The sequence below is a fragment of the Oceanotoga teriensis genome, assembly GCF_003148465.1.
Taxonomy (GTDB): domain Bacteria; phylum Thermotogota; class Thermotogae; order Petrotogales; family Petrotogaceae; genus Oceanotoga; species Oceanotoga teriensis.
This window is the reverse complement of record NZ_QGGI01000005.1, coordinates 60261-86129: the sequence shown is the minus strand read 5'-3', so window position 1 is coordinate 86129 and position 25869 is coordinate 60261. Positions and strand designations below refer to the sequence as shown.

Annotated in this window: 26 protein-coding genes and 3 tRNA genes; 19 read left to right on the top strand and 10 right to left on the bottom strand. The window is 26.1% G+C overall.

Annotated elements, in window-relative coordinates:
* The first annotated feature begins 32 nt into the window (after positions 1-32).
* The 12 genes from C7380_RS04945 (at position 33) to C7380_RS04890 (ending at position 10144) form a co-directional block, all read left to right on the top strand.
* Positions 33-1166 (top strand): cysteine desulfurase family protein, encoded by a 1134-nt coding sequence (locus C7380_RS04945; protein WP_109604373.1) that lies wholly within the window; start codon positions 33-35, stop codon positions 1164-1166.
* A 35-nt stretch (positions 1167-1201) separates the two neighbouring features.
* Positions 1202-2080 carry a YicC/YloC family endoribonuclease gene (locus C7380_RS04940; protein WP_109604372.1) on the top strand — a complete coding sequence of 293 codons (879 nt, stop codon included), beginning with the start codon at positions 1202-1204 and terminating at the stop codon, positions 2078-2080.
* Positions 2081-2112: 32 nt separating this feature from the next.
* Positions 2113-2406 (top strand): DUF370 domain-containing protein, encoded by a 294-nt coding sequence (locus tag C7380_RS04935; protein WP_109604371.1) that lies wholly within the window; start codon positions 2113-2115, stop codon positions 2404-2406.
* Positions 2403-3038, top strand: coding sequence for a guanylate kinase (gene gmk / locus C7380_RS04930; protein ID WP_109604370.1), 636 nt, complete (start codon positions 2403-2405; stop codon positions 3036-3038). The genes C7380_RS04935 and gmk overlap by 4 nt, the downstream gene beginning before the upstream one ends.
* A gap of 8 nt (positions 3039-3046) precedes the next feature.
* Positions 3047-3283 carry a DNA-directed RNA polymerase subunit omega gene (locus tag C7380_RS04925; protein WP_109604369.1) on the top strand — a complete coding sequence of 79 codons (237 nt, stop codon included), beginning with the start codon at positions 3047-3049 and terminating at the stop codon, positions 3281-3283.
* 5 nt (positions 3284-3288) lie between these two features.
* The gene (locus C7380_RS04920; RefSeq protein WP_109604368.1) at positions 3289-3843 is read left to right on the top strand and encodes a hypothetical protein; all 555 of its coding nucleotides are present in this window, start codon (positions 3289-3291) and stop codon (positions 3841-3843) included.
* A gap of 30 nt (positions 3844-3873) precedes the next feature.
* Entirely contained in the window at positions 3874-4299 is a 426-nt protein-coding gene (locus C7380_RS04915) for a hypothetical protein (protein WP_109604367.1), read from the top strand.
* On the top strand, positions 4289-5557 hold the full coding sequence (locus tag C7380_RS04910; protein ID WP_109604366.1) for a HEAT repeat domain-containing protein: 1269 nt from the start codon (positions 4289-4291) through the stop codon (positions 5555-5557). The genes C7380_RS04915 and C7380_RS04910 overlap by 11 nt, the downstream gene beginning before the upstream one ends.
* Entirely contained in the window at positions 5532-6188 is a 657-nt protein-coding gene (locus C7380_RS04905; RefSeq protein ID WP_146192151.1) for a ComF family protein, read from the top strand. The genes C7380_RS04910 and C7380_RS04905 overlap by 26 nt, the downstream gene beginning before the upstream one ends.
* Positions 6172-7521, top strand: coding sequence for an FAD-dependent oxidoreductase (locus C7380_RS04900; RefSeq protein ID WP_158274782.1), 1350 nt, complete (start codon positions 6172-6174; stop codon positions 7519-7521). Before C7380_RS04905 ends, C7380_RS04900 begins: the two co-directional genes overlap by 17 nt.
* Before the next feature lie 193 nt (positions 7522-7714).
* On the top strand, positions 7715-9451 hold the full coding sequence (locus C7380_RS04895; RefSeq protein ID WP_109604363.1) for a hypothetical protein: 1737 nt from the start codon (positions 7715-7717) through the stop codon (positions 9449-9451).
* Between the two features lie 12 nt (positions 9452-9463).
* Positions 9464-10144, top strand: coding sequence for a DUF554 domain-containing protein (locus C7380_RS04890; RefSeq protein ID WP_240597508.1), 681 nt, complete (start codon positions 9464-9466; stop codon positions 10142-10144).
* Positions 10145-10201: 57 nt separating this feature from the next.
* Here C7380_RS04890 and C7380_RS04885 read toward each other — a convergent pair.
* The 10 genes from C7380_RS04885 to C7380_RS04840 form a co-directional block, all read right to left on the bottom strand.
* Positions 10202-10277, bottom strand: a tRNA-Phe gene (locus C7380_RS04885).
* Positions 10278-10301: 24 nt separating this feature from the next.
* A tRNA-Val gene (locus C7380_RS04880) sits at positions 10302-10376 on the bottom strand.
* Between the two features lie 6 nt (positions 10377-10382).
* A tRNA-Glu gene (locus C7380_RS04875) sits at positions 10383-10458 on the bottom strand.
* Between the two features lie 123 nt (positions 10459-10581).
* A complete protein-coding gene (murC, locus tag C7380_RS04870) occupies positions 10582-11934 on the bottom strand; it encodes a UDP-N-acetylmuramate--L-alanine ligase (RefSeq protein ID WP_109604361.1) in 1353 nt (450 codons plus the stop codon).
* A 9-nt stretch (positions 11935-11943) separates the two neighbouring features.
* Positions 11944-12975: a UDP-N-acetylglucosamine--N-acetylmuramyl-(pentapeptide) pyrophosphoryl-undecaprenol N-acetylglucosamine transferase gene (locus tag C7380_RS04865; protein WP_109604360.1), complete on the bottom strand. Its 1032-nt coding sequence runs from the start codon at positions 12973-12975 to the stop codon at positions 11944-11946.
* Complete coding sequence (locus tag C7380_RS04860) at positions 12962-14068, bottom strand: FtsW/RodA/SpoVE family cell cycle protein (protein WP_109604359.1); 1107 nt, start codon at positions 14066-14068, stop codon at positions 12962-12964. Before C7380_RS04860 ends, C7380_RS04865 begins: the two co-directional genes overlap by 14 nt.
* 2 nt (positions 14069-14070) lie before the next feature.
* Positions 14071-15354, bottom strand: coding sequence for a UDP-N-acetylmuramoyl-L-alanine--D-glutamate ligase (gene murD, locus C7380_RS04855; protein ID WP_109604358.1), 1284 nt, complete (start codon positions 15352-15354; stop codon positions 14071-14073).
* Between the two features lies 1 nt (position 15355).
* Positions 15356-16285, bottom strand: a complete 930-nt coding sequence (mraY, locus tag C7380_RS04850) for a phospho-N-acetylmuramoyl-pentapeptide-transferase (RefSeq protein WP_109604357.1) — start codon at positions 16283-16285, stop codon at positions 15356-15358.
* Positions 16282-17550, bottom strand: coding sequence for a UDP-N-acetylmuramoyl-tripeptide--D-alanyl-D-alanine ligase (gene murF, locus C7380_RS04845; protein ID WP_109604356.1), 1269 nt, complete (start codon positions 17548-17550; stop codon positions 16282-16284). Before murF ends, mraY begins: the two co-directional genes overlap by 4 nt.
* Positions 17547-19046 carry a UDP-N-acetylmuramoyl-L-alanyl-D-glutamate--2,6-diaminopimelate ligase gene (locus C7380_RS04840; protein WP_109604355.1) on the bottom strand — a complete coding sequence of 500 codons (1500 nt, stop codon included), beginning with the start codon at positions 19044-19046 and terminating at the stop codon, positions 17547-17549. The genes murF and C7380_RS04840 overlap by 4 nt, the downstream gene beginning before the upstream one ends.
* A gap of 121 nt (positions 19047-19167) precedes the next feature.
* Between C7380_RS04840 and C7380_RS04835 the strand changes: the two genes are divergently transcribed.
* From C7380_RS04835 to C7380_RS04805, 7 genes are all read left to right on the top strand, one after another.
* Positions 19168-20175 (top strand): hypothetical protein, encoded by a 1008-nt coding sequence (locus C7380_RS04835; RefSeq protein WP_109604354.1) that lies wholly within the window; start codon positions 19168-19170, stop codon positions 20173-20175.
* A 33-nt stretch (positions 20176-20208) separates the two neighbouring features.
* Positions 20209-20883: a nucleotide exchange factor GrpE gene (locus C7380_RS04830; RefSeq protein ID WP_109604353.1), complete on the top strand. Its 675-nt coding sequence runs from the start codon at positions 20209-20211 to the stop codon at positions 20881-20883.
* Positions 20883-22028, top strand: a complete 1146-nt coding sequence (dnaJ, locus tag C7380_RS04825) for a molecular chaperone DnaJ (protein ID WP_109604352.1) — start codon at positions 20883-20885, stop codon at positions 22026-22028. The genes C7380_RS04830 and dnaJ overlap by 1 nt, the downstream gene beginning before the upstream one ends.
* A 16-nt stretch (positions 22029-22044) precedes the next feature.
* Positions 22045-22932 (top strand): YitT family protein, encoded by an 888-nt coding sequence (locus C7380_RS04820; protein WP_240597506.1) that lies wholly within the window; start codon positions 22045-22047, stop codon positions 22930-22932.
* 65 nt (positions 22933-22997) lie between these two features.
* A complete protein-coding gene (locus C7380_RS04815; protein WP_109604351.1) occupies positions 22998-24317 on the top strand; it encodes a hemolysin family protein in 1320 nt (439 codons plus the stop codon).
* Positions 24295-24696: a cytidine deaminase gene (locus tag C7380_RS04810; protein WP_109604444.1), complete on the top strand. Its 402-nt coding sequence runs from the start codon at positions 24295-24297 to the stop codon at positions 24694-24696. The genes C7380_RS04815 and C7380_RS04810 overlap by 23 nt, the downstream gene beginning before the upstream one ends.
* Positions 24680-25831, top strand: coding sequence for a fused response regulator/phosphatase (locus C7380_RS04805; RefSeq protein ID WP_206050528.1), 1152 nt, complete (start codon positions 24680-24682; stop codon positions 25829-25831). Before C7380_RS04810 ends, C7380_RS04805 begins: the two co-directional genes overlap by 17 nt.
* Positions 25832-25869: the final 38 nt, after the last annotated feature.

The following is a 25869-nucleotide window of genomic DNA, read 5'->3' as shown; positions in this document are numbered from 1 at the left end:
AATAGTTTGATGGGAGGTTTTTAAAAAATAATATGATATATTTTGATAATAATGCTTCTACTCCATTGGATAAAGATGTTGCAGAAGTAGTTTTAAAGTATATGTGTGAAGAGTATGCAAATCCAAATTCTTTACATGAATTTGGAGTAAAAATGGATGCAAAGATAGAAGAAGCAAGATTTAGAATTGCAAAATCTTTAGGTTGTATGCCTTTCGAGATTTATTTTACTTCTTGTGCCACCGAATCTATTAATTGGGCTTTAAGAGGTGTTTGTAAGGCAAACACTAAATATGGAAAGCATATTGTAAGTTCTAATATAGAACATTCAGCCACTTTAAACACTTTAAAATCACTTGAATCTGAAGGTTTTGAAGTTACATATATTCAAGCAGATCAGAATGGTGAAATCTCATTAGAAAAATTATCAAAAGTTATTAGAGAAGATACAATTCTTGTAAGTATTATGGCTGCCAATAATGAAATAGGAACTATTCAAGATATTAAAGGTATGTCTCAAATAATAAAAGAAAAAAATAAAAATTGTTATTTTCATGTTGATGCTGTTCAAATTGCTGGAAAAATAAATTTTTCTTTGAAAGAGATGAAATGTGATTTAGCTTCTTTTTCTTCACATAAATTTCATGGACCAAAAGGTGTTGGTATTTTATTTAAAAAAGAAAGAACAAGAATATTCCCATTCATAACAGGTGGTTCTCAAGAACGTGGTATGAGGGGAGGAACACAGAATGTCCCTGGTATAATAGGAACGGCATTGGCATTAGAAAAATCTTTTGAACATCTTGAATATATGAAAGAAATAAGAAATTTAAGGGATTTTATGGCTTTAGAAATAGAAAAAATGGGTGGTAAGATATTAACGCCTATTAGTGAAAAAAGTGTGCCAAATACATTGGCTGTTTTTTTTGAAGGTGTTAGAGGTGATATTATAGTTAATGCACTCTCAGATGAAGAAATATTTGTTTCTACATCTGCAGCATGCTCTTCAAAAGGAGTATCTGGAAGTAAAGTCATGAAGGCACTTGGCTATGATAATGAACAATCAAAAGGAATGATAAGAATAAGCCTTTCTTACCTGAATAATCGTGAAGAAACGGAAATTTTCCTAAATAAGTTGAAAAATATCCTTGTTTTTTTGAATTTTTAGCTTATTTGGTGTATAATATCATTGGAGGAGATATTATGAGAAGTATGACTGGTTATGGCAGAATAGAGAAGATAATAAACGATTATAATTATTCTGTTGAGATAAAAAGTTTGAATGGAAAGTATTCTAATTTAAAAACTTCTATTGCGGGTATATTTTCGCCATTAGAAATAGAAGTACAAAATCTTGTAAAAAAATATTTCAAAAGAGGAAATATAAGTGTTTACATCGATATTAGATTTTTAAATCCTCAAAATTTTGTAGATATAGATCTTGGTTTGGCAAAATCTTATCATAGTGCATTACAACAAATGACAAGTGAATTACATATGTCTGATGATGTATCTTTAGATGTTTTAACGAAATTTAGAGAAATAATTAAAATAAAAGTTGAAGAAGAAGCTATGAATAAGATATGGAAAGGTCTTGAAGAAATATTGTTGGAAACAATAGAAAAAGTTAAAGTTTTTCAAATAGAAGAAGGAGAAAAACTTAAAACTGTTTTACTTGGTTATATAGATGATATAGAAAAAATAGTAAATGATATACAAAATGCTGCTGTTGACATGAAAGATACTTTTAAGGAAAGACTTGAAAATAATTTAAAAGAATTATTAAACAATTCTGAACTCATAAATGAAGGAAGACTTGAGCTTGAAGTCGCACTTTTAGCAGAAAGAGCTGATATTTCAGAAGAAATAGAAAGGCTTAAAAGTCATATTAAAAAATTCAGGGATATAGTTAATTCAGAGGATGAATTGATGGGTCAAAATCTTGATTTTTTATCTCAAGAAATGCATAGAGAGTTCAATACAATTGCTTCAAAATCTAAATTGATAGAGCTTACCAATCTTTCAGTAGAGGGAAGAGGGCTTGTTAATAAGATTAGAGAACAAGTTCAGAATGTTCATTGATTTTATAAATATAAATCCTGGAGGTGTTTTTTATGTACGGACTTATAAATATAGGTTTTGGGAATGTTGTTGTTGGGGATAGAGTAATAGCGATAGTTAATCCTGGCTCACAGCCTTTAAAAAGATTAAGAGATGTTGCTGAAACTCAAGGTAAATTATTAGAAGTAAACCATGGTAGAAAAACAAGAGCTTTTATAATAACTGACTCTGGTCATGTAATAGCTTCCGCAATTCAACCAGAAACTATTACAAATAGATTTTCTCAAAATTTCTATGATATTGAAAAAGCACTTGAAAGAATACGTAATGAGGCGCGCCAGGGATGAAAAAAGGAATATTATACATAGTAAGTGGACCATCGGGAGCTGGAAAATCCACATTAATAAAAAAAGCATTGAAAACAGTAGATGGGTTTACATTCTCGGTATCTTATACAACAAGAGAAAGAAGACCTGGAGAAATAGATGGAGTAGATTATTTCTTTGTAGATGAAGATAAATTTATGGAATTAAAAGAAAAAGATGAATTTCTTGAATATGCTAAAGTACATGGCTATTATTATGGAACTTCTAAAACATTTATCCATGAAAAACTTGAACAAGGATATAATATAGTTTTAGATGTGGATGTTCAAGGTTCTCTTAATATAAAAACTTCTATCCAAGAAGAGAATCCTGTTTTAATATTTGTTTTGCCTCCTTCTTATACAGAACTTGAAAAAAGGCTTGTTGGAAGGGGTACAGAAAGTGAAAGGGATCTTGCAAAAAGATTAGAAGATTCAAGATGGGAAGTTTCAAAAATTAATGAATTTAATTATGTCATAGTTAATCGTGATGTTAATGAGTCTGTTAATCAACTCATATCCATTATCATAGCTGAACAATTGAGAGTTTGTAGAATTGAAAATGGTTTAGAAAATAGAGTTGATACATTTTTTAAAAAAGAATTTGAGAGGTGAAATAATCGATGGACGTAGGTTTTAATCATGATAAAATCATGAAAAATATAGATTTTAAATATGCTGTACCTATTATTGCTGCTAAGAGAGCTGAAAAATTAAAAGACAATTTCGAGATGAAAAATACTGATAATTTTATAAGCAATAGAAATTTTGTTAATGATGCATTTAAAGAAATTGAAGAAGGAAAGACTAATGTTAAAGATGTAGATAAGCTTGAGATGATAAAAACAGATACGAAGTGATTTGTATGAAAAAATATATAGTTTTTTTAATGATGATTGTACTTTCTATAAGTATCTTTGCTTATAATAATTTCAAAATGGGATTTACAGTTTTAACAGATGACAATCCTTTTAGATTGGCTTTAAAAACAGGGTATGAATCTGAATATTTTAATTTTTCATTTGATTTCAATCCTAATTTTGGAGAAAATTTTTATTTGATAACTATCACAGATCTTTCACTTAAAATTCTTGATATAAATGAGAATTCACAGGTGAGAGGGGGTCTTTTGTGGTTAAATGATAGACCTAATAGTGAATTTCAAGATAAGAATAGAAATATACTCTATGGATATATGGGGATAGGTTATAGCATAGAAAATTTATATGCAGGATTGGCACTTGGATATCCTATTTCAAATGAATTTAAACCTACTACAAACATCTCTGATTATTTGATCTTTAATATAGAATATACCATTCCGAAACCTGCAGAATTTGTTGATGATTTAAAAATAAGTTTTAGATTTGCAAATTATAGAAAAGATTTTTCATTGTTCATATCATATCCGATATTTTAATTTTTGATAGGTATGAAAAAAGGATTTTTGTTGTTAGAAAGTGTATTCGAATTATTTATAATAAGTTTAATAATATTAACAGTCCTTGCAACTTTTGCAAGGACTGTGTTTGTTTTGAATCAAAATATCAATGAAATGATTGAAAGAAATTTAATGATTAATTCAATGATTATTATAATAAATACAGTAGAATTTGAATTGGGAGATATAACAACAACTTATAAAGATTCTATAAGATGTAATTATGGTCATGAGTGGAAATATTTGTCTATAGAATATTCAGCTTATTATGATAAAATATACAGAAAAAAAAGAAATATGTATGATATAGGAAAAACTTATATCGGCAATAATGTTACTGATTTTATATATGATAATAATATATTGCAAATAGAATTTCATAATGAATATAGATTGATTTTGAACAAATATAGGGAGGAAAATAATGGCAAATGAAATAATAGAAACTTATAAACTCATGGAAGAAAGAATTAAATCTGAAAATGCTAAAATATTTTTTGAAATGCTTGATTCGCCTTTTCCGGCATTTAAAGCTAAAGCTATAAACGAACTCATGAAACAAAAAATAGATTCACCTATAATAAAAGAATATCTCGATGATTCAGATGCTGAAGTTAGATTTTCTGCATTGAAACATATGGAAAAATTGGGCACAATTGATGAAGAAGAAACAAAAAAAGCCTTAAAAGATCTTTCGGCTTCTATAAGAAAAGAAGCTTTAATAATATTTACAAGTTATGGATTTGAACCAATGGAGTTTATATTGGATTATGTAAAAGATCCAGATCCAACGGTTAGATATCAACTTTTAACTTCTGTTTTAGAATTTTATCCAGAAGATTCAGAAAAATTGATAGAATTGATGAAAGAAGACCCATATCAAAAAATACAACATTTAATATATGCACTTGAAAATATAGGGGAAACGCTTATTTCAGAAACAATAGAAATGAGTGTAAAAAAAATAGCTCTTTCAAGATACTATGAAAAAAATGATTCTATGACATTTTTTAATGTTTTAAAAAATAATTATTATAATTGTGATAAAAAAACAAAATTATTGATCATAAAATTTTTAGCAGGTCTTCCTTGTGATATAATAAAAGAATTTATGGAAAAAGAACTTTCAGATGAGAAAGATGATGAAATTTTAATGCAAATCACAAGAACTATAAAAAAAGTTTGTGGAAATGATTTGATACCTTCTTGGATAGTCGATGCATTTATAAATAAGGATGAACCTAAGTATATTAAATATGGTTTAAAACTTGCAACTGATAAAGATGATATGGCATATGTGGATTTTTCTAGAGGACTTCTTGATAAAATAGATGATGATTATGTTATAGGAGCTGCTGATTACTTAGTTTTTTTTCAAGATTATAAATTAAGTGATTATGTTCCTGATTTTTTGAATTCATTATCTACAAAAAGAATTTTAACTGGTTTAAAAATAATAAAAAAATTAAAACTTGAGAATTATCTTTCTGAAATATCCGATATAAGTATGAACAAAAAATATCCTATAAGCGTTAGAAGAAGCGCTATAAATCTTCTCAAATATTTTAAAGCTAAACAATATTGGGAAATACCTTATAATATTCTTAAAGATCCAACAGAAAAAGGTAGACTTAAACTTGCAGCTTTAAATGCATTATTAAGACTTAATGCGGAGATGGTTACAGATTTATAATATTTTAAATGATATGTTTGAACATAGATGCTTGAATTGTGGTGCAAAAGTTAATTTTGGAGAATTTATATGTGATAATTGTTCAATGTTTATATATGAACCTTCACATACAAAAAGCATTTATGATATTTATCATATGGGATATTATAAAGATTCATTGGCAATTTTGATAAAAGAATTTAAGTATAATAAGAATCTTAAAATAGGTAAATATTTAACAGATATACTTTGTGAATATTTTAGAAGTATAGATATAGAAAATCATGATTATTATGTTTCTTATGTACCATCTAATTATTTTAGTATCTATAATAAAGGATTTATACCTGCCAAAATCATAGCTGATAGATTTGCTAAAAATTTTGGATTAAAAGTTATAAATCTCTTTAAATCTAAATCTTATAAAAGACAGGCATCATTATCTTTGAATGAAAGACATAAAAATATACAAAAAAAGATAAAAATCACAACCTCTATACCTAAATACCTTATAATAGTAGATGATGTTTATACTACTGGTGCTAGTATGTTTGAGTGTATGAATATCATTAAGAAAAATGTGGATTTTTGTTTGGGTCTTACTTTGGCGAAAGCTCATTATGGAGGTGATTCTTTTGAAGAACAAGTATGATATTTTGATAATAGGAGGAGTTGCAGCTGGAACAAGTGCTGCTGCAAGTGCTTTAAGAGAAAATCCAAGTTTAAATGTGGCAATATTTCAAAAAGAGCCTTATATTTCATATGGTGGTTGTGGTTTGCCATATGTTTTAAATGGTAAAGTAAAAGAAGTAGATGATCTATTTGCTTTTACTTCAGAAAAATTTCAAGAGAAAAAAGGTGCTGAAGTTTATACCAATTATGAAGCTATTGATGTTGATTTTGAACAAAAATATGTTTTAGTAAAAGGCAATATGGATAGAAGAAAGATATTTTATGATAAATTAATAATAAGTACTGGAGCATCACCGATAATTCCAAAATTTGATGTTTGGGGTCAAGAAGGAATATTCAAAATGAGAAATCCTTCTGATGATGAAGAAATATTAAACTTTATTGAAAAAAACAAACCATCTCATGCAACTATTATAGGTGGAGGTTTTATAGGTGTTGAAGTTGCTGAAGTACTTATCGAAAGTGGAATAAAAGTTACTTTAATAGAGGCTAAAGAAAATATACTTGGAGATATAGAACCAGAGATTCATGATGAATTTTCTGAATATATGATAAAAAATGGAGTCGATTTAAAAACTGAAAGTATGGTAGAGAATATATTAAAAAAAGAAAGATTTATAGTTAAAACAGAAAAAGAAAGTATAGAAACAGATATGATTATTATTTCTATAGGTGTAAAACCTAATACAGATTTTTTATTAAATAAAAATGTTAATATGTTAAAGAATAAAGCAATTATAGTAGATAATTATATGAGAACTAATATAGAAGATGTATATGCTGCCGGAGACTGTGCTACGGCTTATAATATATTAAGTGGTGAAGATGAATATATACCTTTGGGAACAACTTCTAATAAACAGGGTAAAATAGCTGGTAAAAATGCAGTAAAAGGAAATGTAGAAGAGTTTAAAGGGGTAATTGGTTCACTTATAACAAAGTTTTTAGATATGGAATATGCTAAGACTGGTTTGACTTATGAAAAAGCAAAAGAGCTTGATTATAATGTTGGCAGTGTATATATAAAAGCAAAAGCCAGAGCAGGATATTATGAGAATGCAGGTAATATATCATTTAAAATGATTTTTGATAGATCAACTGGTAAAATACTTGGAGGTCATTTTGTGGGTAAAGAAATTCATTCAAGAGTTAATATCATAGTCTCTCTAATATATTCTTGTGGAACGGTACAAGAATTATATAATATGGATTTACCATATTCGCCACCATTTTCTCCAGTTTGGGATATAACTTTAATAGCTGCATCTAAGGCTATGAAAAAAGTAAAATAAAAATAATATATACTTCCAGTAATTAAATTTTATTAATTACTGGATTTTTTCATTTTAAAAGTAAATTATTTAATTAATATATCAGTTAATTAAATAATTTACTTGAAAGAAAGAATATATGACCCAAATTTTATAATATAGAAAAACTTAAAATGCTATAATTAAAGTATCATAAGAGTTTAGGAGTGGATTTATGAAAAAATTATTTTTATTATTATTAATTTTAATTAACTTTTTGTATGTTTTTGGAGGATATATTCTTTTAAAGAATGGTAATATGATAATAGGAGATATACAAAGTTTAGAACAAAATGTTTTAAAAATAATTAGCGAAGGTAAAGTTCATGTTTATTCAGCTGATAATCTTTCTTATCTATCTTATGAAGAAAAAATAACAGAGTTTAAAAAAGGATTACATTTAAAAAATGAAATAATTATAAATAAAAAATTAAATCTTTACAAAGTTAAAGATGATTTTTTTTATTTTAAAAATGATTATGATAAACTTATTATAAAAAAAGAATTTTTAAGTAGTTTTTCTATTTATAATGAGGAAAGTAAAGAAAATATTATAAACATAAAAGATACTTTTATTAAATTCAACAAAATTTTATTAAATTCAGATAATTTTGAAATAATATTGGAAAATGGAATTATAAAAATCGATTTAAATGATTTAAATCGATTTTCATCTAAAAATAAAAACTATGTTTTTTATGAAGAAGAATTTATTTTATTTTCAAATGAATTAATATTCAAAGAAAATGGCATAGTTTTTGATACATTTCCTCATTTAAAGTTTAAAAATATAAATTCATTATTTTTGATAAATAAAAATTCAAATAAAAAAAATACTTCACAAGTACTAAAATATGAAGGTTTTGAAGAAAAAAATTATGGAATATATAGAATAAATAATGATGATGATTTATTTTATACAAATTCTTTAATATTTAGAAATAACAAAATAATTGGAGATAATTTTGAAATAATAAATCCCAGTATAAATTCAATAGAGTATATAAAGGTATATGATGAAATAAATGAATTTAATAATATAAGCAATATATATAGTGATTCTGATAATATATATATTATAGATACATTTGGAAATTTATATAAATATTCATATGATGGTTTTTTAAATGATCAAATTTTAATAGAAAGTTCTTATAAACCAAAAAGATATATTGAATGCTTCAATGGAATATTGATAACAGAATCATCGGATTATTTTTATTTTATAAATTCGAAAAATATGCAAATATTAAAAAAAATAAGAAAATCAAGTAAAGATATAATAGCAACTAAAATAAATAATAATTATTATATAGGATATTTTTTAGAAAAATACTATGAAATATATAATGAAAATTATTCTTTTATTAAGAGAATAAATCTTGAAGATTATTTTAGAAATATATATTCTTATAATGAAGGATATTTAATTCTTGATTATGAGGGAATTTCTTTTTATAATTCTGAAAATGATTTAAATTGGGATTTTAAAATAAATATAGATAAAAATAATATCGAAATATTCAAAAATAAAATAATATTATATACAGAAAACAAGATCTATATTTTAAATGAAAATGGAAAAATTGTAAAAGAAATTAAATTTGATTCTTTGGTAAAAAATATATTTTTTAATGATAAAAATATATTCGTTTCTTTAGAAGATAAAAAAGTATATAAAATTAGTACTGAAGGATCATATGAATTATTATTTGAAACTGAAGAGGATATTATTTATATAAATAATAATAATAATTCATATTTTTGGAAAGAAAAAAATATTTACATAAAATTTGATGATCAAGAGTTTCATAATATAAGTATTTCAGAAGGTATGAAATATAATTTTGTTTTAGATGATTATATGATAATTTCTTCTGAAAAGGATATTTATATTTTGAGAGTAAATTGAGGTGATCTGTTGTTGAATTATGCAGTTATATTTAATTCTTGTGCTATAATCATAGGAACACTGATTGGAAAATGGCTTGGAAGTTTTTTTAATTCAAAAATTAGAAATATTCTATTCGATTCTATAGGCTTAACAACTATAATAATCGGTATTTCTATGGGATTAAAATCAAATAATATGATAATCGTATTGATTTCTTTAGCAATTGGAGGAGTAATAGGAGAATTTTTGAATATAGAAAAACAAATTGAATCACTTACCAGTTTTTTTAAGAATAATAAAGAAACAGTTTCTAAGGGTTTTTTGACTACGACTATCTTATTTGTTGTAGGTCCTATGACTATATTGGGAGCTATGAAAGCGGGTCTTTCACAAGATAATACTCTTTTAAATTTAAAAAGTATTCTCGATGGAATATCTTCTATAATATTTGCATCTATTTATGGATATAGTGTTATACTATCGGCGATCAGCGTTTTTTTTGTTGAAACTATTTTAATCATATTTTCAAAAAATTTATATTTTTTGATGGATGAAGTATATTTAAATGATTTTACAGCTGTTGGAGGTATTATGATACTTGGACTTGGAATAAGACTTCTTGATTTAAAAGATATAAAAGTTGGAAATTTTTTGCCTGCTTTATTGATGGTTATAATTATAGATTATATTAAATTGAGATTTTCTTTTTAATAAAAATATTTAAATATAAATAAAAAAACAGATGATAAAAAATCATCTGTTTTTTTATGGTGGGCAGAGACAGAATCGAACTGTCGACACACGGATTTTCAGTCCGTTGCTCTACCGACTGAGCTATCTGCCCACTCGTTTATAAATTTATAAAAAATGGTGGGCGCTGCAGGATTTGAACCTACGACCCTCTGCTTGTAAGGCAGATGCTCTCCCGCTGAGCTAAGCGCCCGGTTGATGGCGCCCCCAACCAGATTTGAACTGGTGTCTTTGGCGTGAAAGGCCAATGTCCTAGGCCGCTAGACGATGGGGGCTTTTGTTGTTTTTGTTTCGCCAACCGAAATATATAATAACATATTTATTATAAAGTGTCAAGAAAACAAAAGGAAACTAAAATATTACAAAAAAATACATAAATGCGATAATTTTATTCGGTTTTATTTTATATGTGAATTTAAAAGTTCAGAAGACAGTTTATAAGCTACTTTTGTTATATCACCAGCACCAACAAATAAAAAGACAGATTCTTTAATTGCTTTTAGATAATCGATCATATCATTGTCAATATCAAAAAATAAACAATTTTTTCCATTTTCTTTCAATAAACGACAAATATAATTTTCATCTATCCCATCTATGGGATCTTCAAAGGCTGAATATATTCTGTAAACGATTATTTCATCAGAATTTTTGAGAACATTTACAAAATCATTTTTATGTCTATGAAGTCTTGTATATCTATGGGGTTGAAATATTGTTATTATTTTTTTATTTGGGAAATATTCTTTAGCACCTTCAATAGTATGAAAAATTTCTTCAGGAGTATGAGCATAATCATCTATTACATATTTATTAGAATTAGAATATAGTATATTAAATCTTCTACCAACAGATTCAAATTTTTTTAAAGATCTTTGAATATCTTCAAATTTTATTCCATATTCTAAAGAAATGGAAGCAGCTGCCAAAGCGTCATAAGCATAATGGATACCTGGCATAGATAAAGTTATTTTTCCAAGATATATATCTTTTTTATACATATCGAATTCTTGATGAGAATTTATTTGCTTTCTATTTTTCATTATATAATCGGCATCTTCGTCTATTCCAAAATAAATAATATTTTGGAATTCATTCTTCCATTTTTTTAAAATTGGATCATCGTAATTAAAGAATAAAAATTTATTTGAAGTTTTACAATAATTTTTTATAGATTTTTTTAAATTTTCAAAATCATTATCATAATGTTCTAAATGATCAGGTCTTAAATTATTTACAAGTATTGTATTTGAAGAGGCATATTTTATATACCCATCACTTTCATCTACTTCAGATATTAAAATATTTTTCCCAAAGTTAAAGTTTCCATCTTTTAGAGATTTATGCAAACCGCCTAAAAAAACTGTTGGAGATTTTTTAGCATTTATAAATATATTTGCTGTCATAGCAGTAGTTGTTGTTTTTCCATCTGTACCCGTTATACCTATGCTATGATTTTCTTTAAGAATTGTATTTAAAAATTCCATTCTCGATAATATTTTTATATTTTTTTCTTTAGCCGCTATTATTTCAGGGTTATCATTTTTTATAGCAGTTGATTTTATAAATAGATCTACATCGGGTATATCTTTATTTTGTTCAAATTTTATATTTATATTTTGATTTTGAAGATAATTCGTTCTTTCATTTTCTTCATTATTAGAACCATATACTGTATGACCTGTATATTTTGCATATAAAGCGAGAGAACTCATACCTATCCCGCCAATTCCTGAAAAGTAATACTTCATGAGAACCTCCTAAATTTCATCTATATTATTTATAATTTCATTTGTTGAAACATCTTTTTTTGTATGCCATGTATAATTTATATTTTTGATATTTATTTTATTTATAAAATTTAAAATATCTTCTATATTTGGTTTTTTTTCATCTATTATTATTGCTTTACCATTTTTTTGTAGTTCAAGAGCATTATAATATTGATGGTTTTCTGAAGCACCACTCCAAGGTATTAATATAGCTTTCTGATCATAAAATTTGATCTCAGCAATACTTGTAGCACCAGCTCTTGATACTATTCCATCGCAAACAGATATTATTTCATATAATTCATCTATATATTTAAAACAAAAAACATTTTTAAAATTTTTGAATTTATTATCATTTTCTGTAATATGAATAAATTTTGTATTTATTGAAGATTTTTTATATACTTCATACATTATATCATCAACTTTATTTGAACCCAAACTTCCACCAAATACAAGTAATATTTTATTAGATATATTTTCTATACCATATTTTTTTAGATTTTCTCTTTTAATATCATGATCAGATATTCTTACGGGATTTCCGGTTTGTATAAATTCCTTAAAATAAAAAGAAGTGAAAATTTTTTTTGCCCATTTAGAAAGTCTTTTATTGGTTATTCCCATTATTGAATTTTGCTCATGAACATAAAAAGGAATATTTAATTTCTTTAATGAGTAGCCAACAGGTCCACAAATATATCCACCAGTTAAAAAACCAAAATCTGGACTAAATTTTTTGATTTCATCTTTAATTTCTATATATTTTTTATAAGCATGAAATAATCTTTGAATATTTTTAGGATTATAAATAGGTCTTATCAAACCTTTCATATTTATTTTTATAATATTTGCATCTGGAATATCTTTAGGAAGTTTCTTTTCTTCTATTCTACCATCAGTTACAAAGTATAAAATTTCTAAATCATTTTTCTTTTTAAGTTCTTTTAGTACAGCCAATGCTGGATAATAATGACCACCAGTTCCTCCACCGGCAACTACAACTTTAATTTTTTTCATTACTTTTTCCTCCGGAATTAAAATATATGAGTCCTAAAGATAGACCTATAGATGTTAAAGTAATTATTAATGAAGAATTTCCATAGCTCATCAAAGGAAGGGTTACTCCTGTTACTGGAACACCAGGTACACCAAGTCCTACAAGTGCATTTATAGTGACCTGTATAAAAAGCCATATGGCTATTATAGTTGAAAATGAAAAAGCAATATATGATTTTGTTTTATAAGACATCATTATTAATTCTCTTGATAGAAAATAAAATAAAGTTAGCACTATTATTATTCCTACTTTACCCCACTCTTCTCCTATTATTGACATTATAAAATCACTGTAAGATTCAGGAACCATATATTTAAAATCTCCAGCAAAAGGCGTTTTCCCGAAAAGACCTCCACTTTTAATGGCATTTAATGATTGCAAGGTTTGGAAATTATCTTCTTTATCCAATCTTTTTAATTGATAATCTGTTAATAATATATCTTTAAAATATATTGCCGTTATTCCAAATATTATAGCAATTATTAATAATATAACTATTAATTTTTTATTTCTAATAGATATTAACATAGTTAAAAAAGCTATAAAAGAAACTATTATAGCAGTACTTAAATCAGGTTCTTGCATTATTAAAAGTATTACAGGTAAAGATATAAAGATAGGAACTAAAATATTTTTAAAAATTGTTTCTTTTGAATCTCTTATAAAATCATAATAAAATATTAAAAATGCTGGCAATAAAAATTTTGCAAGTTCACTCGGCTGAAATTGAAAACCAGCCAGTGTAATCCATCTTCTAACTCCAGCAATTGGAGAAGTAAACATGACTGCAAAAAGAGCTCCCAGCATTATTGTATACATACTTATCATGAATATGGGGATTTTTATCAATTTATTACCAAATATAAAAGCTATAGAACCACCTATAAAACCTATACCCATAGATATGATATACATCGTTAGTTTTCTATCTGGATCAAATCCTTTTGCATCTTCCATAGCATATAAGGCACTATATACGAAAAAAACACCCAACATAAGGGTTATACCAAGTAAAATAAAATAAAAAACAAATGATTTTTGATTTTCTTTCATAGTTATCCCTCCAAAGAGTTAACTATTTTTTTAAAATAATCTCCTCTATCTTCATAATTTTTAAATTGATCAAAACTTGCACCAGCTGGAGATAGAATTATATTTTCATTTTGAATTGAATTTTTGAAAGCCATATATAAAGCTTTATCTACATTTTCTGTAAATATAAATTTATCAGATAAATTGTATTTTTTAATTTCTGATATCATATCTCCAAAAACATAAATGTTTTTTGAATTTTTTTCAAGTTCTTCTATTAAAGAACTCATATCTTCATTTTTTGGTATTCCACATAAAAATGCTGTATAAACTTTATTTCTAAAGCTTTTAAATGCATTTACAGCAGCATGTACATTTGTAGCTTTTGAATCATTATAAAAAGAAACGCCTTTTAAAGTTTTTATAAACTCAATTCTATGATTTAAATTTTTAAAAGATCTAAGACCAAATTCTATGTTACTAATTGGAATATTCAAATTATAAGCAGCAATGGTTGCGGCCACAGTATTTTCTTTATAAATATCAAAGTTTAAAAACTCATTTTCTACTTTTATTGTTTTATTATTTATGATTATATTTGAATTTTTTAAAAAATCTTTAGAAAAAGCATATATATTATTGCCGTTTATATTTTTTTGTATATCTTTATTTATTATACTTAAACCATTTATTTTTTGAGTATTTTTGAGCATTTTAAATTTGCTATCATAATATTCATCTAAGTCTTTATGCCAGTTTAAATGATCTGGAGCAAGATTTAAAAGTATTGAAATTTCTGGAGAAAAGTTTTTAGACCAAAAAAGTTGAAAAGAGCTCACTTCAAGAATATAGTACTTAGCATTTATAGGTGCGCTTGCAAGTGGAACACCAATATTTCCTCCAACAAAAACTTCAGAATTATTACAATGTAATATATGACCTAATAAACTCGTTGTTGTTGTTTTGCCATTTGTTCCAGTTATACCGACAAAAATACTTTTAGGATTTGCTTTTTTTATAAAATTCCATGAATACTCTATTTCTGTAGTATAATTTATGTTATTTTCAAAGATTATTTTTCCAGCTTTTCCGTAAGGGTTCACCCCTGGACTTATTATAGCTAAATCACAATTTTTTAACATCTTATCATGAGATTCTTCATATGGAATATCATATTTTTTTAATAAAAATATATCTTCTTCAGTTAATTTATTATCTTGACTGATATATATTTCATGTCCTTGATCTAATAATATATTTACTAATTGTTTATTACTTTTTCCAAATCCAACGAGACAAATTTTCATGTTAACCTCCGATTATTAAAATTCCAAATAATATATTTATAATCCAAAAATTCATGACTACTCTCTCTTCATGCCACCCTTTCATTTCAAAATGATGATGAACAGGTGCCATTAAAAAGACTCTCTTTTTTCTTATTTTATAACTCAAAACTTGAATTATTACAGAAAACATCTCAGCAATGAATACAAAGCATGTAAATATTGCAAAAATTTCTGTGGAATAATATATTGAAATAGAGGCTAATATTCCTCCTAAAGCTAAAGAACCTGTATCTCCCATGAATATTTTTGCCGGTTTAATATTAAACATCATAAACGCAATTACAGGTAAAACTATTGTATATATTAGATTAATAGGTGCTTTGCTTACTATTACTGTCATTATAGTTGAAATTATAAATAGTCCAGAAGATAATCCATCTAATCCATCTGAAAGATTAGTTGAATTAGATAAACCACTTAAAAATAAAACAGCCCAAATAGGGTAAAAAAATCCCAAATCTAAAGTTTTATCTATATAAGGTATTTTTAAATAAGTATGAGGATTAAATTTATTTACTATATAAAAAATTATCAAAGAAAAAATTATTTGCAGTAATAATTTTTGATAAGATCTAAGGCCCAAAGAATTCTTTTTGAATATGCTTAAAAAATCATCTATAAAACCTACAAATCCAAATAAAATTGAACTGAAAAATACTATTAAATATATTGGATTTGAAGATAAATAATAAGAAATTAGATTCAATATTGAAATAAAAAATAAAAATAAAATTCCACCTGCAGTGGGAGTACCCTGTTTATAATTATGCAAATCAGGACCTTCTTGTCTAATGTATTGACCATATTGTTTTTTCTTTGACCAATTTATATATTTTGGATAAAGTGAGATCAAAACAAAAAAACTTATAATAGATAATATCTCTATCATAAATAACTCCTTTCCTTCATGAATTTATAAAGGCCTGTAGAATTAGAACCTTTTATGTATATGATACCTTTAGTGTTATTTATAAGTTCTTTAACTTCTTCTATATTTTTTATAAAATTTATATTATTTAAATAATTAAATTTATTTTCGGGATCTAAAAAATAAATCTCATTGAATATATTTTGAGCCAGTTTTATTGTTTTTATATGAATTTCTTTTGAATATTCACCAGATTCTTTAATTTCTGACATTATTAATATTTTTTTATCTTTAGAAGTATATTTTTTTATAGATTCAAAACCACTTTTAAAAGATTCGAAAGAGGCATTATATGAATCATTTATTATAGTACAATTATCAGTTTTAATTATTTCAAATCTACTTGATGGTAACTCTATATTAGATATAAAATAAGGATCTATAGGGATTTGAATGAATATACAAAATGAAATAACCGCCAATAAATCTATTAATTGACCTTCAGACCAAATATTATTCAAAGTCAAAAATACGTCTTTACCAAATATTTTATAGAGTACTTTTGTTTTATTTTCTGAGTATTCAAAATCTTTTAATACAGAATCATTAGAATCTTTTTTACCAAATTTTATAATATTTAAATTTTTTGGTATAAAATCCAATAATTTTTCATAATCTCCATTCAAAACTACAAGACCTTTTTTCATATTTTTAGTTATCAAAGATTTTTGATAAGCAATATTTTCTTTAGATTCTAAAAATTCTATATGAGATGTACCTATATTAGTTATAAATGCTACATCTAAATCATAAAAATTAGATAAAAACTTAAGATCATCTTTTTTCTGAAGACCCATTTCAAGTATTGCTACATCTTCATTATTATAATAATTTAATATACTTAAAGGAATTCCTATTTCTGTATTATAGTTTTCATGAGTAGAAAATATACTTAGAGTATTTGACAAAATTTGATGTAAACATTCTTTAGTTGTAGTTTTCCCAGTTGATCCCGTTATACCAATTTTTAATTTACTATTATTATTTACTAATTTTGAAGTCTCTTTTAATATATGAATTAACACATTATCAACTTTTAAAATATTTTTAAATGGTATATCTTTTTCAACAACAGCAAAAGATGCGCCCCTTTGGAACGCATCATTTAAATAGTTATGACCATCATTTTTTTCGCCTTTTAAAGCTATAAAAACATCATCTTTTTTTATATCTTTTGAATTTGTTTGAAAAAAATATTTTTTATTTTTTAATTCTATCAAGTTCATTTTTTCATACTCCTTCTCAAGCCATCTATGGCTTCTGCTGCTACATCGTAATCAGAGAATTTAATTTGTTTTCCACCACCAAAAAGTTGGAATTTTTCATGTCCTCTTCCAGCTATTATTACTATATCTTCACGATTTGCAAAGTTAATAGCTGCATTTATAGCAGTTTTTCTGTCTGGAATGACTATGAAATTTTTTTCTTTATTTACTCCTTCTTTTACCTGTTCAATTATTTTATCTGGATCTTCATCTTTTGGATCATCATTGGTTATGACAACTATGTCGGATAATTCACTCGCTATTTGTCCCATTATCTTTCTTTTACCTTTATCTGCATTACCACCAGCACCAAATACAACGATTATTCTTCCTTCTGTTAATGATCTTGCATTTTTTAAAACATTTTCAAGTGCATCTGGAGTATGAGCAAAATCAATAACAACAGAAAAACCCAATGCTTTTGAACTTGGAATTATTTCAAATCTACCTCTAACTCCTTTAAAAGTAATTATGCCATGTTTTATTTGTTCATAGCTGAGTCCAAACTGTCTTGCCGCTATCAAGGAATTTACTATATTATAAGCATTAAAACTTCCTATTATGGAAGAATATATAGAAATTTCCCCTTCATCAGGTGTGATCAATTTGAAATTCATTTGGTATATACTTTGATTTAATTCCTTAATAACATAATCAGCATCATCTGAAAAACCATAAGTTATAATTTTTTTAGAATCTATAAATTCGAATTTCTTCATATCAAAATTATCATAATTTATTATCACTTTCCCATCAGGTTTTAAATTATTTGCAAGAGAAAGTTTTATTTTTTCATATTCATTAAAAGATGAATGATAATCGAGATGATCCCTTGTTATGTTTGTGAATGATATAATATCAAAATAAATATCTTCAATTCTTTTTTGAGAAATTGCATGTGATGATACTTCAAGATTTATAAAGTTTACATCTTTGTCTTTACTTTGTTTAAGTAAATTTGATATTTTAATTATGCTGGGTGTTGTATTGTATGGTTCTTCAATTAGCAAATCATTTATTTTAATTTCAACTGTACTCAATAAAGAAGAATTTATCTTTGATTCTCTTAATAAATGATGAAGTATATTAACACTTGTAGATTTTCCATTTGTCCCGGTAACACCAAATATTTTAAACTCGTTTGAGTCTATTTCATTTGAAAGATGAGATAGTCTGGCGAGGGCAACACGTGAGTCTGAAACCAGTATATAAGGAAAATCCAAATCAGATATATAGCTTTTATTTTCTATTATAACTAAAGAACATCCTTTTTTGATTGCCGGTTTTATAAAATTATGACCATCAAATTTGTAACCTTTAATTGCAACAAAAACATCGTTTTTGTTAATATTTTCGCTATTATCTGTTACAGAATTGAGCTCTTTAGATAAAATTAATTTATCACTCTTTTCTAAGATAATATCTGAAAGTTTTTCTAATACGTTTTCAACTCTCATATTTAATACCCCCTAAAATTCTTTTATCTATATTATTTTAACTCTTATTTTTCTATTTGACAATAAATAAATTTATTGATATCATATAATTAGCACTCATAAAAAAGGAGTGATAAAAAGTATGGGAATGGAATTAACGAGCAGGCAAAAAGAAGTTCTATTAAGTATAGTTAAGATTTATATTAAAGAACATAAGCCTGTTAGTTCAGATGATGTTTTGAGTAATTCTAGTATAAAAGCCAGTAGTGCAACTATAAGAAATGATATGCAAAAACTACAACATTTAAAGTATATATATCAACAGCATACAAGTGGAGGAAGAATTCCCACAGATGCTGCATTGTTTCTTTATTTTAATATTATAGATGAAGCTTATTCAAAAAATGGAACATATATGGAAATGCCAAAAGATTATAAATTTTATGATTTAAATCTCATGTATGAAAATATATCTAAAATGATATCAGATATTCTTAACGGAATGGTTCTTTTTGAATATCCAAATCCCAAATATATTTACATAACAAGAGCGGTTGTTACACCTCTTACAGATTATAATTATGTTGTAAATCTTATGACAAATCTTGGAATGACTATAACAAGAACTGTTGATATATATGGTCTCCCTCATTATAAAGAATTAGAAGAGATGTTGAATATAGGGCTAAAAGGAAAATCTTTTAATTCTGTTTTTGAGGCCATAAAAAATCAAAATTTTCAAACTGATGATATAAGAGTAATAAATATGTATAATCTAATTGAGGTTCTATTAAATGAATTTTCAAGAAATAAATATATAATTAATGGGCTTGAAAAGATAATTTCTTTTCACAAACCCGGTTATGATAGTATAAAAAGTTTGAGTATGATAATAGAAAATGATGAAATAAAAGATGAGATATTTAAAGATCTCGACTATTCAAGAGATATAAAAGTTTTTTTTGGAAATGATATAGGTTTTAGGTCTTTAAGAAATTTTGCTTTTTTTTATACATCTTATTGTATGTCATCGAATTCTATAGGTAGACTTCTATTTATCACTGAAAAATATTCTGATTATGAAAAAATTTATAATACAATCAAAGAATATACTTCTAGGTTCTCTGAAATTATATCAAAAAATCTTTAGTTTATAAAATTATATGTGTTGGAGGTGCTTTTAATGAGCAAAAAGGAAAATAAAAAAATTGAAAATAAAGTGAATAAAAAGATAGATGAGAAAATTGTTGAACAGATAGAAGAAGAACTTAATGAAGTCGTTGAGGAAGAAAAGAAAGAGGATATTTTAAACATTGAAGAAGTATTGAAAGAAAATGAAGAATTAAAAAAAGATCTTGAAAAAATTAAAATTGAAAATGATAAATTAAAAAATTATGCTTTTGATTTAAAAAGTGATTTTGAAACTTTTAAAGAACTCGTTGAAAAAGAAAAAAAAGATATAAAACTAAAAGAAAAAGAAAAATTGATAAGGAGTTTTTTAGTACCATATGAAAAATTGTTAATTTCTTTAAATTATAAAGAAGATGAACAATTTCCAAAAGCAATAGAAATGGTAGAAAAAGATATGAATAAATCCTTTGAAAATGCTGGATTAGAATTTATAAAACCATCATCTGGAGATATTTTTGATCCTTTTGAACATGAAGTGTCTGATAAATATGAAACTGATGAAATTAAAGAGTACCATGTTTATAAAACAGAAAATCCAGGATATAAACTTAATGGTAGAGTCATAGAGCCAGCTAGAGTTGTTGTTGCAATTAAACCAAAAGTTGTTATTTCAGTTAAAGAAGAGGCTGAAGAAGATAATCCTAAAAAAGAAGAAGGTGAAAATTAATGCCTCAAAAAAAAGATTATTATGGGATTCTTGAGGTTTCAAGAGATGCTTCTCAAGAAGACATAAAAAAAGCGTATAGAGTACTTGTTAAAAAATGGCATCCAGATAGACATTTAGAAAATAAAAAGGTTGCCGAAGAAAAATTTAAGGAAGTTCAAGAAGCTTATGAAGTTTTATCTAATCCTGAAAAAAGAAAACTTTATGATAGATTTGGATTTGTACCTGAGGGTGGTATGCCAAATGGTGGAAATGGTTCTTATACAGGTGGTGTAGAAGACATATTTAAAGATTTTTTTGGAGGTGGATCTGGCAATTTTGGAGATGCTGGAGGACCATTTTCAGATTTTTTTGATATGTTTTTTGGAAATGAAAGAGGCGGAAGTTCGAGAGGAACGAGAACTCAGAGAGCTTCTAAAGGTCAAGATATTCACGCAACTGTTACGCTTGAACTTGAAGAACTTTTATATGATGTAGAAAAAGTAATAGAATATAGTAGATATGAAAATTGTACATCATGTAATGGTACAGGTGCTGAGGGAGGAACTGCTTTTAGTACATGCCCAAGATGTAATGGTAGAGGACAAATAGCTGAAGAACAAAGAACTTTTTTTGGAACTTTTGTAAAGAATTATACTTGTCCTACTTGTAATGGACAAGGCAAGATAATAAGTAAAAAGTGTAGTGTTTGTGGTGGAAGTGGAAAAAATTATAAAAAAGAAAGACTTAGTGTTAAAATACCTGCCGGTATAGAAGATGGTTATGTATTAAAGATAACTGGGAAAGGTAATAATGGATTAAATGGAGGACCTAATGGAGATTTAATAGTTCATATAAAAGTTATAAATAATCCTAAATTTAGAAGAAATGGAGCAGATCTTGAAACAGAGATAAAAGTTGATTATATAACTGCTGCTTTGGGTGGAACTATTAAAATACCTACATTAGAAGGTAATATTACAGAAAAAATTTCTGAAGGTACTAATCCCGGAACCATAATAAGATTAAAAAATCTTGGCCTTCCTAATTTTACAGGTAAAAAAAGAGGGGATATTTATGTTAAACTTAATGTGGAGATAAATAAACCTTCTATGAGAGAAAAAAAATATCTTAAAGAGATAGCCAAAATAAAAAAATTAGATATATAAAGGCAGGTTGATTCGGTTGAATGATAATCTCAAAAAAACGATAGTTGATTATGTGATAATTTCTATAGGTACGCTGATAACAGCAATTGGAATTGTACTGTTTTTTGTTCCATACAATATTGTGGCTGGTGGAGTTAGTGGATTGGCTATAGTATTGAATTCATTGTTCGGTTGGTGGATTGGATTACAAATGTTAGTTTTTAATGTAATTCTCTTTGCACTCGGTTTTTGGTTGTTAGGACTTGGATTTGGGATGAAAAGTATATTTTCAGCGATTACTTTGTCTGTTTTTACTGATGTATTACAACAGTTTTTTGAGATGGATCAAATGATACCGAATTTAATAGCCCAAAGTCAAAGTTATAATATAGATATAATATTGATGTCAGCTGTTTATGGAGGAGTTATATCGGGATTTGGAATGGGACTTGTTATATGGAGAGGTGCAACTACTGGTGGTACTGATATTCTTGCAATGATATTCAACAAGTATTTTTCTGTATCTGTTGGTACGGGACTTTTAATATCAGATAGTTTGATAACGGCATCTTCTATTTTTATAAATCCTATATTACCAATGTATGGTATAATAACTATTTTTATAGCAGCAAAGACAATAGATGGTATAGTTAATGGTTTATCTTCATCAAAAACTTTTTTGATTATAAGTGAATATCATGATAAAATTAAAGAAAGTATATTTAATGATTTAGATAGAGGAATTACATATATTAAAGGTGTAGGTGGTTACACTAAAAAAGATAAAGATATTTTAATGGTTACAATAACGAGATCTGAGATTGGAAGACTTAAATCTTTGATAAAAGAAATAGATTCAAATGCATTTATAATAGTTCTACCCAATAGTGAAGCTATTGGGTATGGATTTAAAAAAATAACTTAAAAATTAAAAGGTAGGTGTGGGAATTGGACGACCCCCAAAGTAGCTCGCAGCTGATATTTTCACTTATGTTTATATTTGTTTTACTCATGTTATCGGCACTTTTTTCAGGTTCTGAAACAGCATTCACCTCTATGGGAAGAGGAAAACTTAAGGATTATCTCGAAAATGAAGAAGATGAAAAGAAAAAAAGTATGCTTCAAAAGTTTATGAATAGTCCAAATCAATATTTAACGACTATTTTAATCTTAAATAATGTAGTAAATATTTTGGCATCATCACTTACTACATTGTTTGTTGCAAATCTTCTTCCAAACTCTAAAGGAGTTGCTGTTGGTATTGCAACGGGTTTTATGACATTAATGATTTTAATATTTGGTGAAATAACCCCTAAAGTATATGCAAGAGAAAATAAAGAAAAATTTTTTAAATTCTCATTTAGAATAGTAAATGTTTTAAATTATATTTTAACTCCTGTTGTATGGATACTTGTTAATTTGTCAAATGTAGTAATAAAAATATTTGGTGGAAAGGGATTTGGTCAGACACCTCCTTTTGTGACAGAAAGTGAAATAATGACTTATCTTGATATGGGACATGAAGAAGGGGTAATTGAAAAGTATGAGAAATATCTCATGCAAAGAAGTCTTGAAATACGTGAAACTTCTGTAAAAGAAATAATGACCCCAAGAGTTGAAATGGTCTCACTTGAAGATGATGAAAAAATAAATGATTTGATTAAAATTATAAATGATGATGGTTATTCAAGAATTCCTATTTATAGAGAAAGTCTTGATACTATAGTTGGAATATGTTATGCAAAAGATATTTTTAAACTCATGGATGAGGTTAGTGATTCAGATAAACTAAGAAATATGAGTGTTTTAAAGATCTCACATAAGCCTTTTTTTGTACCGATTACCATGAAAGTTAAAGATATTCTCAAGATGTTTCTTACAAATCATACTCATATGGCTATAGTTGTTGATGAATATGGAGGAACTGCAGGATTGGTAACACTTGAAGATGTAATAGAAGAACTCACAGGAGAAATTCTTGATGAATATGATGATATAATTGAAGAATCTAATATAACAAGGATTGATGAAAATATTATACTTGTTAATGGTTCTACTCCTATAAATGATATAGAAAGAGAATTAGATATAGATTTTCCAGAAACAGATTTTGAAACTATAGGTGGTTTTTTATTAGAACAACTCGAAAGATTTCCAAAACCAGGCGAACATATAATATTTGAAAATTATGAATTTGAAGTTATATCTGTTACTGTTAATAAAATAGATAAAGTTAAGATAATTGTTGTTCCCGATGTAAATATAAAAGGTGATGAAAATGACAGAGATGATGATTCAGAAACTTTATAAAGAAGCTTTAAAAGCAAGAGAAAATGCTTATGTACCTTATTCTAATTTTAAAGTTGGGGCTGCATTACTTACACAAGATGATGAAATTTTTACAGGCTGTAATGTTGAAAATGCTTCTTATGGTCTTTCTATATGTGCAGAGAGAAATGCAATTTTTTCAGCAAATAATTCAGGGAAAAGAAAGTTTAAAGCTTTATTTGTAATTGCTGATACCCCAGATCCAGTGAGCCCTTGTGGAGCTTGTAGACAAGTTATGAATGAATTTGGAGATTATGAAGTTTATCTTGCTAATTTAAATGGAGAAATAAAAAAAACTTCTACAAAAGAACTGCTTCCTTACGGGTTTAGCAAGGATGATATGGATGATACAAAAAAATAAAAAATTTAAAGTTTTGATCATAGAAGATTCTATGATAATAAGAACTCTTGTAAAAACAATACTTCAAAAAGATTCGAATTTTGAATTTTATGAAGCTGAAAATGGGAAAATTGGATATGAAAGAACCTTAGAAATTCTTCCAGATGTTATATTGTTGGATATAATGATGCCGGAAATGAATGGCTATGAGGTTTGTGAACTTTTAAAAAAGAATAAGTTCACAAAAGAAATTCCTATAATAATAATAAGTGCTCTCGATGAAATAGAAAACAAAGAAAAAGGCTTTGAACTTGGTGCTGTTGATTATATAATCAAGCCAGTTGAGCCTCAGGAGCTTGTTGCAAGAATTAAAACTCATGCCGAACTTTATAATGCTCAAAAAGAATTAAAAAATTATATACAACTCTTTGAAAATGATCTAAAAACAGCTCAAACATTACAATACGCCATGTTACCTAAGAAGAAAATTTATGATCATATAGAATTGGATTGGTATTTTAAAGAATCTTTTAACGTTTCCGGAGATATATTTGGGGTTCTTGATATGACTGATGGTTCTAAATTTATTTATGTTATAGATGTTTCAGGGCATGGAGCAGCTGCTGCCATGTTGTCATTACTTGTTAAACAAGAAATAGAAAATTTGATATACGAAAAGAAAATAGTTAATATAAGTGAACTCGGGAAATATCTCGATGAAAAAGAAAAAAATATATTCAATGATGGTTCTTATTTTACTGCTGTTTTTTTAAAAATAAAAAAAGATGAGATTAAAATAATTAATTTTGGACATAGACAACCTTTTATAATAAGAAAAAATAAAAAAACAGAAATAATAAGAAATACTAATTTACCACTTGGAATGGGCCTTATAGAAAACATAAAAAATATAGATGAAATAAGTGTTGAATTTAATAAAGAAGATATGTTTTTAATATATACTGATGGATTAGTTGAAGCACATAACTCTAAAAAAGAAGAATTTTCTGAAGAAAATATAATAAATATAATAAATAATCTTCAAGAGATAAATCCTAACAAATTAGTAAACCAAATTAAAAAAGAATTAAATTTATTTTTAAACAATAATACACCTGAAGATGATATAACAATAGTATCAGGGATAAAGTTATAGCCTAAAGCAAAAAGCTTATAGGCTATTTTTATAATCTA

Coding starts and splice junctions, on each gene's coding strand:
- gmk (WP_109604370.1), top strand. CDS start 2,403: ATGAAAAAAGGAATATTATACATAGTAAGTGGACCATCGGGAGCTGGA.
- murF (WP_109604356.1), bottom strand. CDS start 17,550: ATGAACTTGATAGAATTAAAAAATAAAAAATATTTTTTTCAAACAAAT.
- C7380_RS04925 (WP_109604369.1), top strand. CDS start 3,047: ATGGACGTAGGTTTTAATCATGATAAAATCATGAAAAATATAGATTTT.
- C7380_RS04920 (WP_109604368.1), top strand. CDS start 3,289: ATGAAAAAATATATAGTTTTTTTAATGATGATTGTACTTTCTATAAGT.
- murD (WP_109604358.1), bottom strand. CDS start 15,354: ATGAAAATTTGTCTCGTTGGATTTGGAAAAAGTAATAAACAATTAGTA.
- C7380_RS04945 (WP_109604373.1), top strand. CDS start 33: ATGATATATTTTGATAATAATGCTTCTACTCCATTGGATAAAGATGTT.
- C7380_RS04895 (WP_109604363.1), top strand. CDS start 7,715: ATGAAAAAATTATTTTTATTATTATTAATTTTAATTAACTTTTTGTAT.
- C7380_RS04935 (WP_109604371.1), top strand. CDS start 2,113: ATGTACGGACTTATAAATATAGGTTTTGGGAATGTTGTTGTTGGGGAT.
- C7380_RS04940 (WP_109604372.1), top strand. CDS start 1,202: ATGAGAAGTATGACTGGTTATGGCAGAATAGAGAAGATAATAAACGAT.
- C7380_RS04810 (WP_109604444.1), top strand. CDS start 24,295: ATGATGATTCAGAAACTTTATAAAGAAGCTTTAAAAGCAAGAGAAAAT.
- C7380_RS04905 (WP_146192151.1), top strand. CDS start 5,532: ATGCGGAGATGGTTACAGATTTATAATATTTTAAATGATATGTTTGAA.
- mraY (WP_109604357.1), bottom strand. CDS start 16,285: ATGATAGAGATATTATCTATTATAAGTTTTTTTGTTTTGATCTCACTT.
- dnaJ (WP_109604352.1), top strand. CDS start 20,883: ATGCCTCAAAAAAAAGATTATTATGGGATTCTTGAGGTTTCAAGAGAT.
- C7380_RS04840 (WP_109604355.1), bottom strand. CDS start 19,046: ATGAGAGTTGAAAACGTATTAGAAAAACTTTCAGATATTATCTTAGAA.
- C7380_RS04830 (WP_109604353.1), top strand. CDS start 20,209: ATGAGCAAAAAGGAAAATAAAAAAATTGAAAATAAAGTGAATAAAAAG.
- C7380_RS04815 (WP_109604351.1), top strand. CDS start 22,998: ATGTTTATATTTGTTTTACTCATGTTATCGGCACTTTTTTCAGGTTCT.
- C7380_RS04860 (WP_109604359.1), bottom strand. CDS start 14,068: ATGAAAGAAAATCAAAAATCATTTGTTTTTTATTTTATTTTACTTGGT.
- C7380_RS04865 (WP_109604360.1), bottom strand. CDS start 12,975: ATGAAAAAAATTAAAGTTGTAGTTGCCGGTGGAGGAACTGGTGGTCAT.
- C7380_RS04805 (WP_206050528.1), top strand. CDS start 24,680: ATGATACAAAAAAATAAAAAATTTAAAGTTTTGATCATAGAAGATTCT.
- C7380_RS04910 (WP_109604366.1), top strand. CDS start 4,289: ATGGCAAATGAAATAATAGAAACTTATAAACTCATGGAAGAAAGAATT.
- murC (WP_109604361.1), bottom strand. CDS start 11,934: ATGAAGTATTACTTTTCAGGAATTGGCGGGATAGGTATGAGTTCTCTC.
- C7380_RS04835 (WP_109604354.1), top strand. CDS start 19,168: ATGGGAATGGAATTAACGAGCAGGCAAAAAGAAGTTCTATTAAGTATA.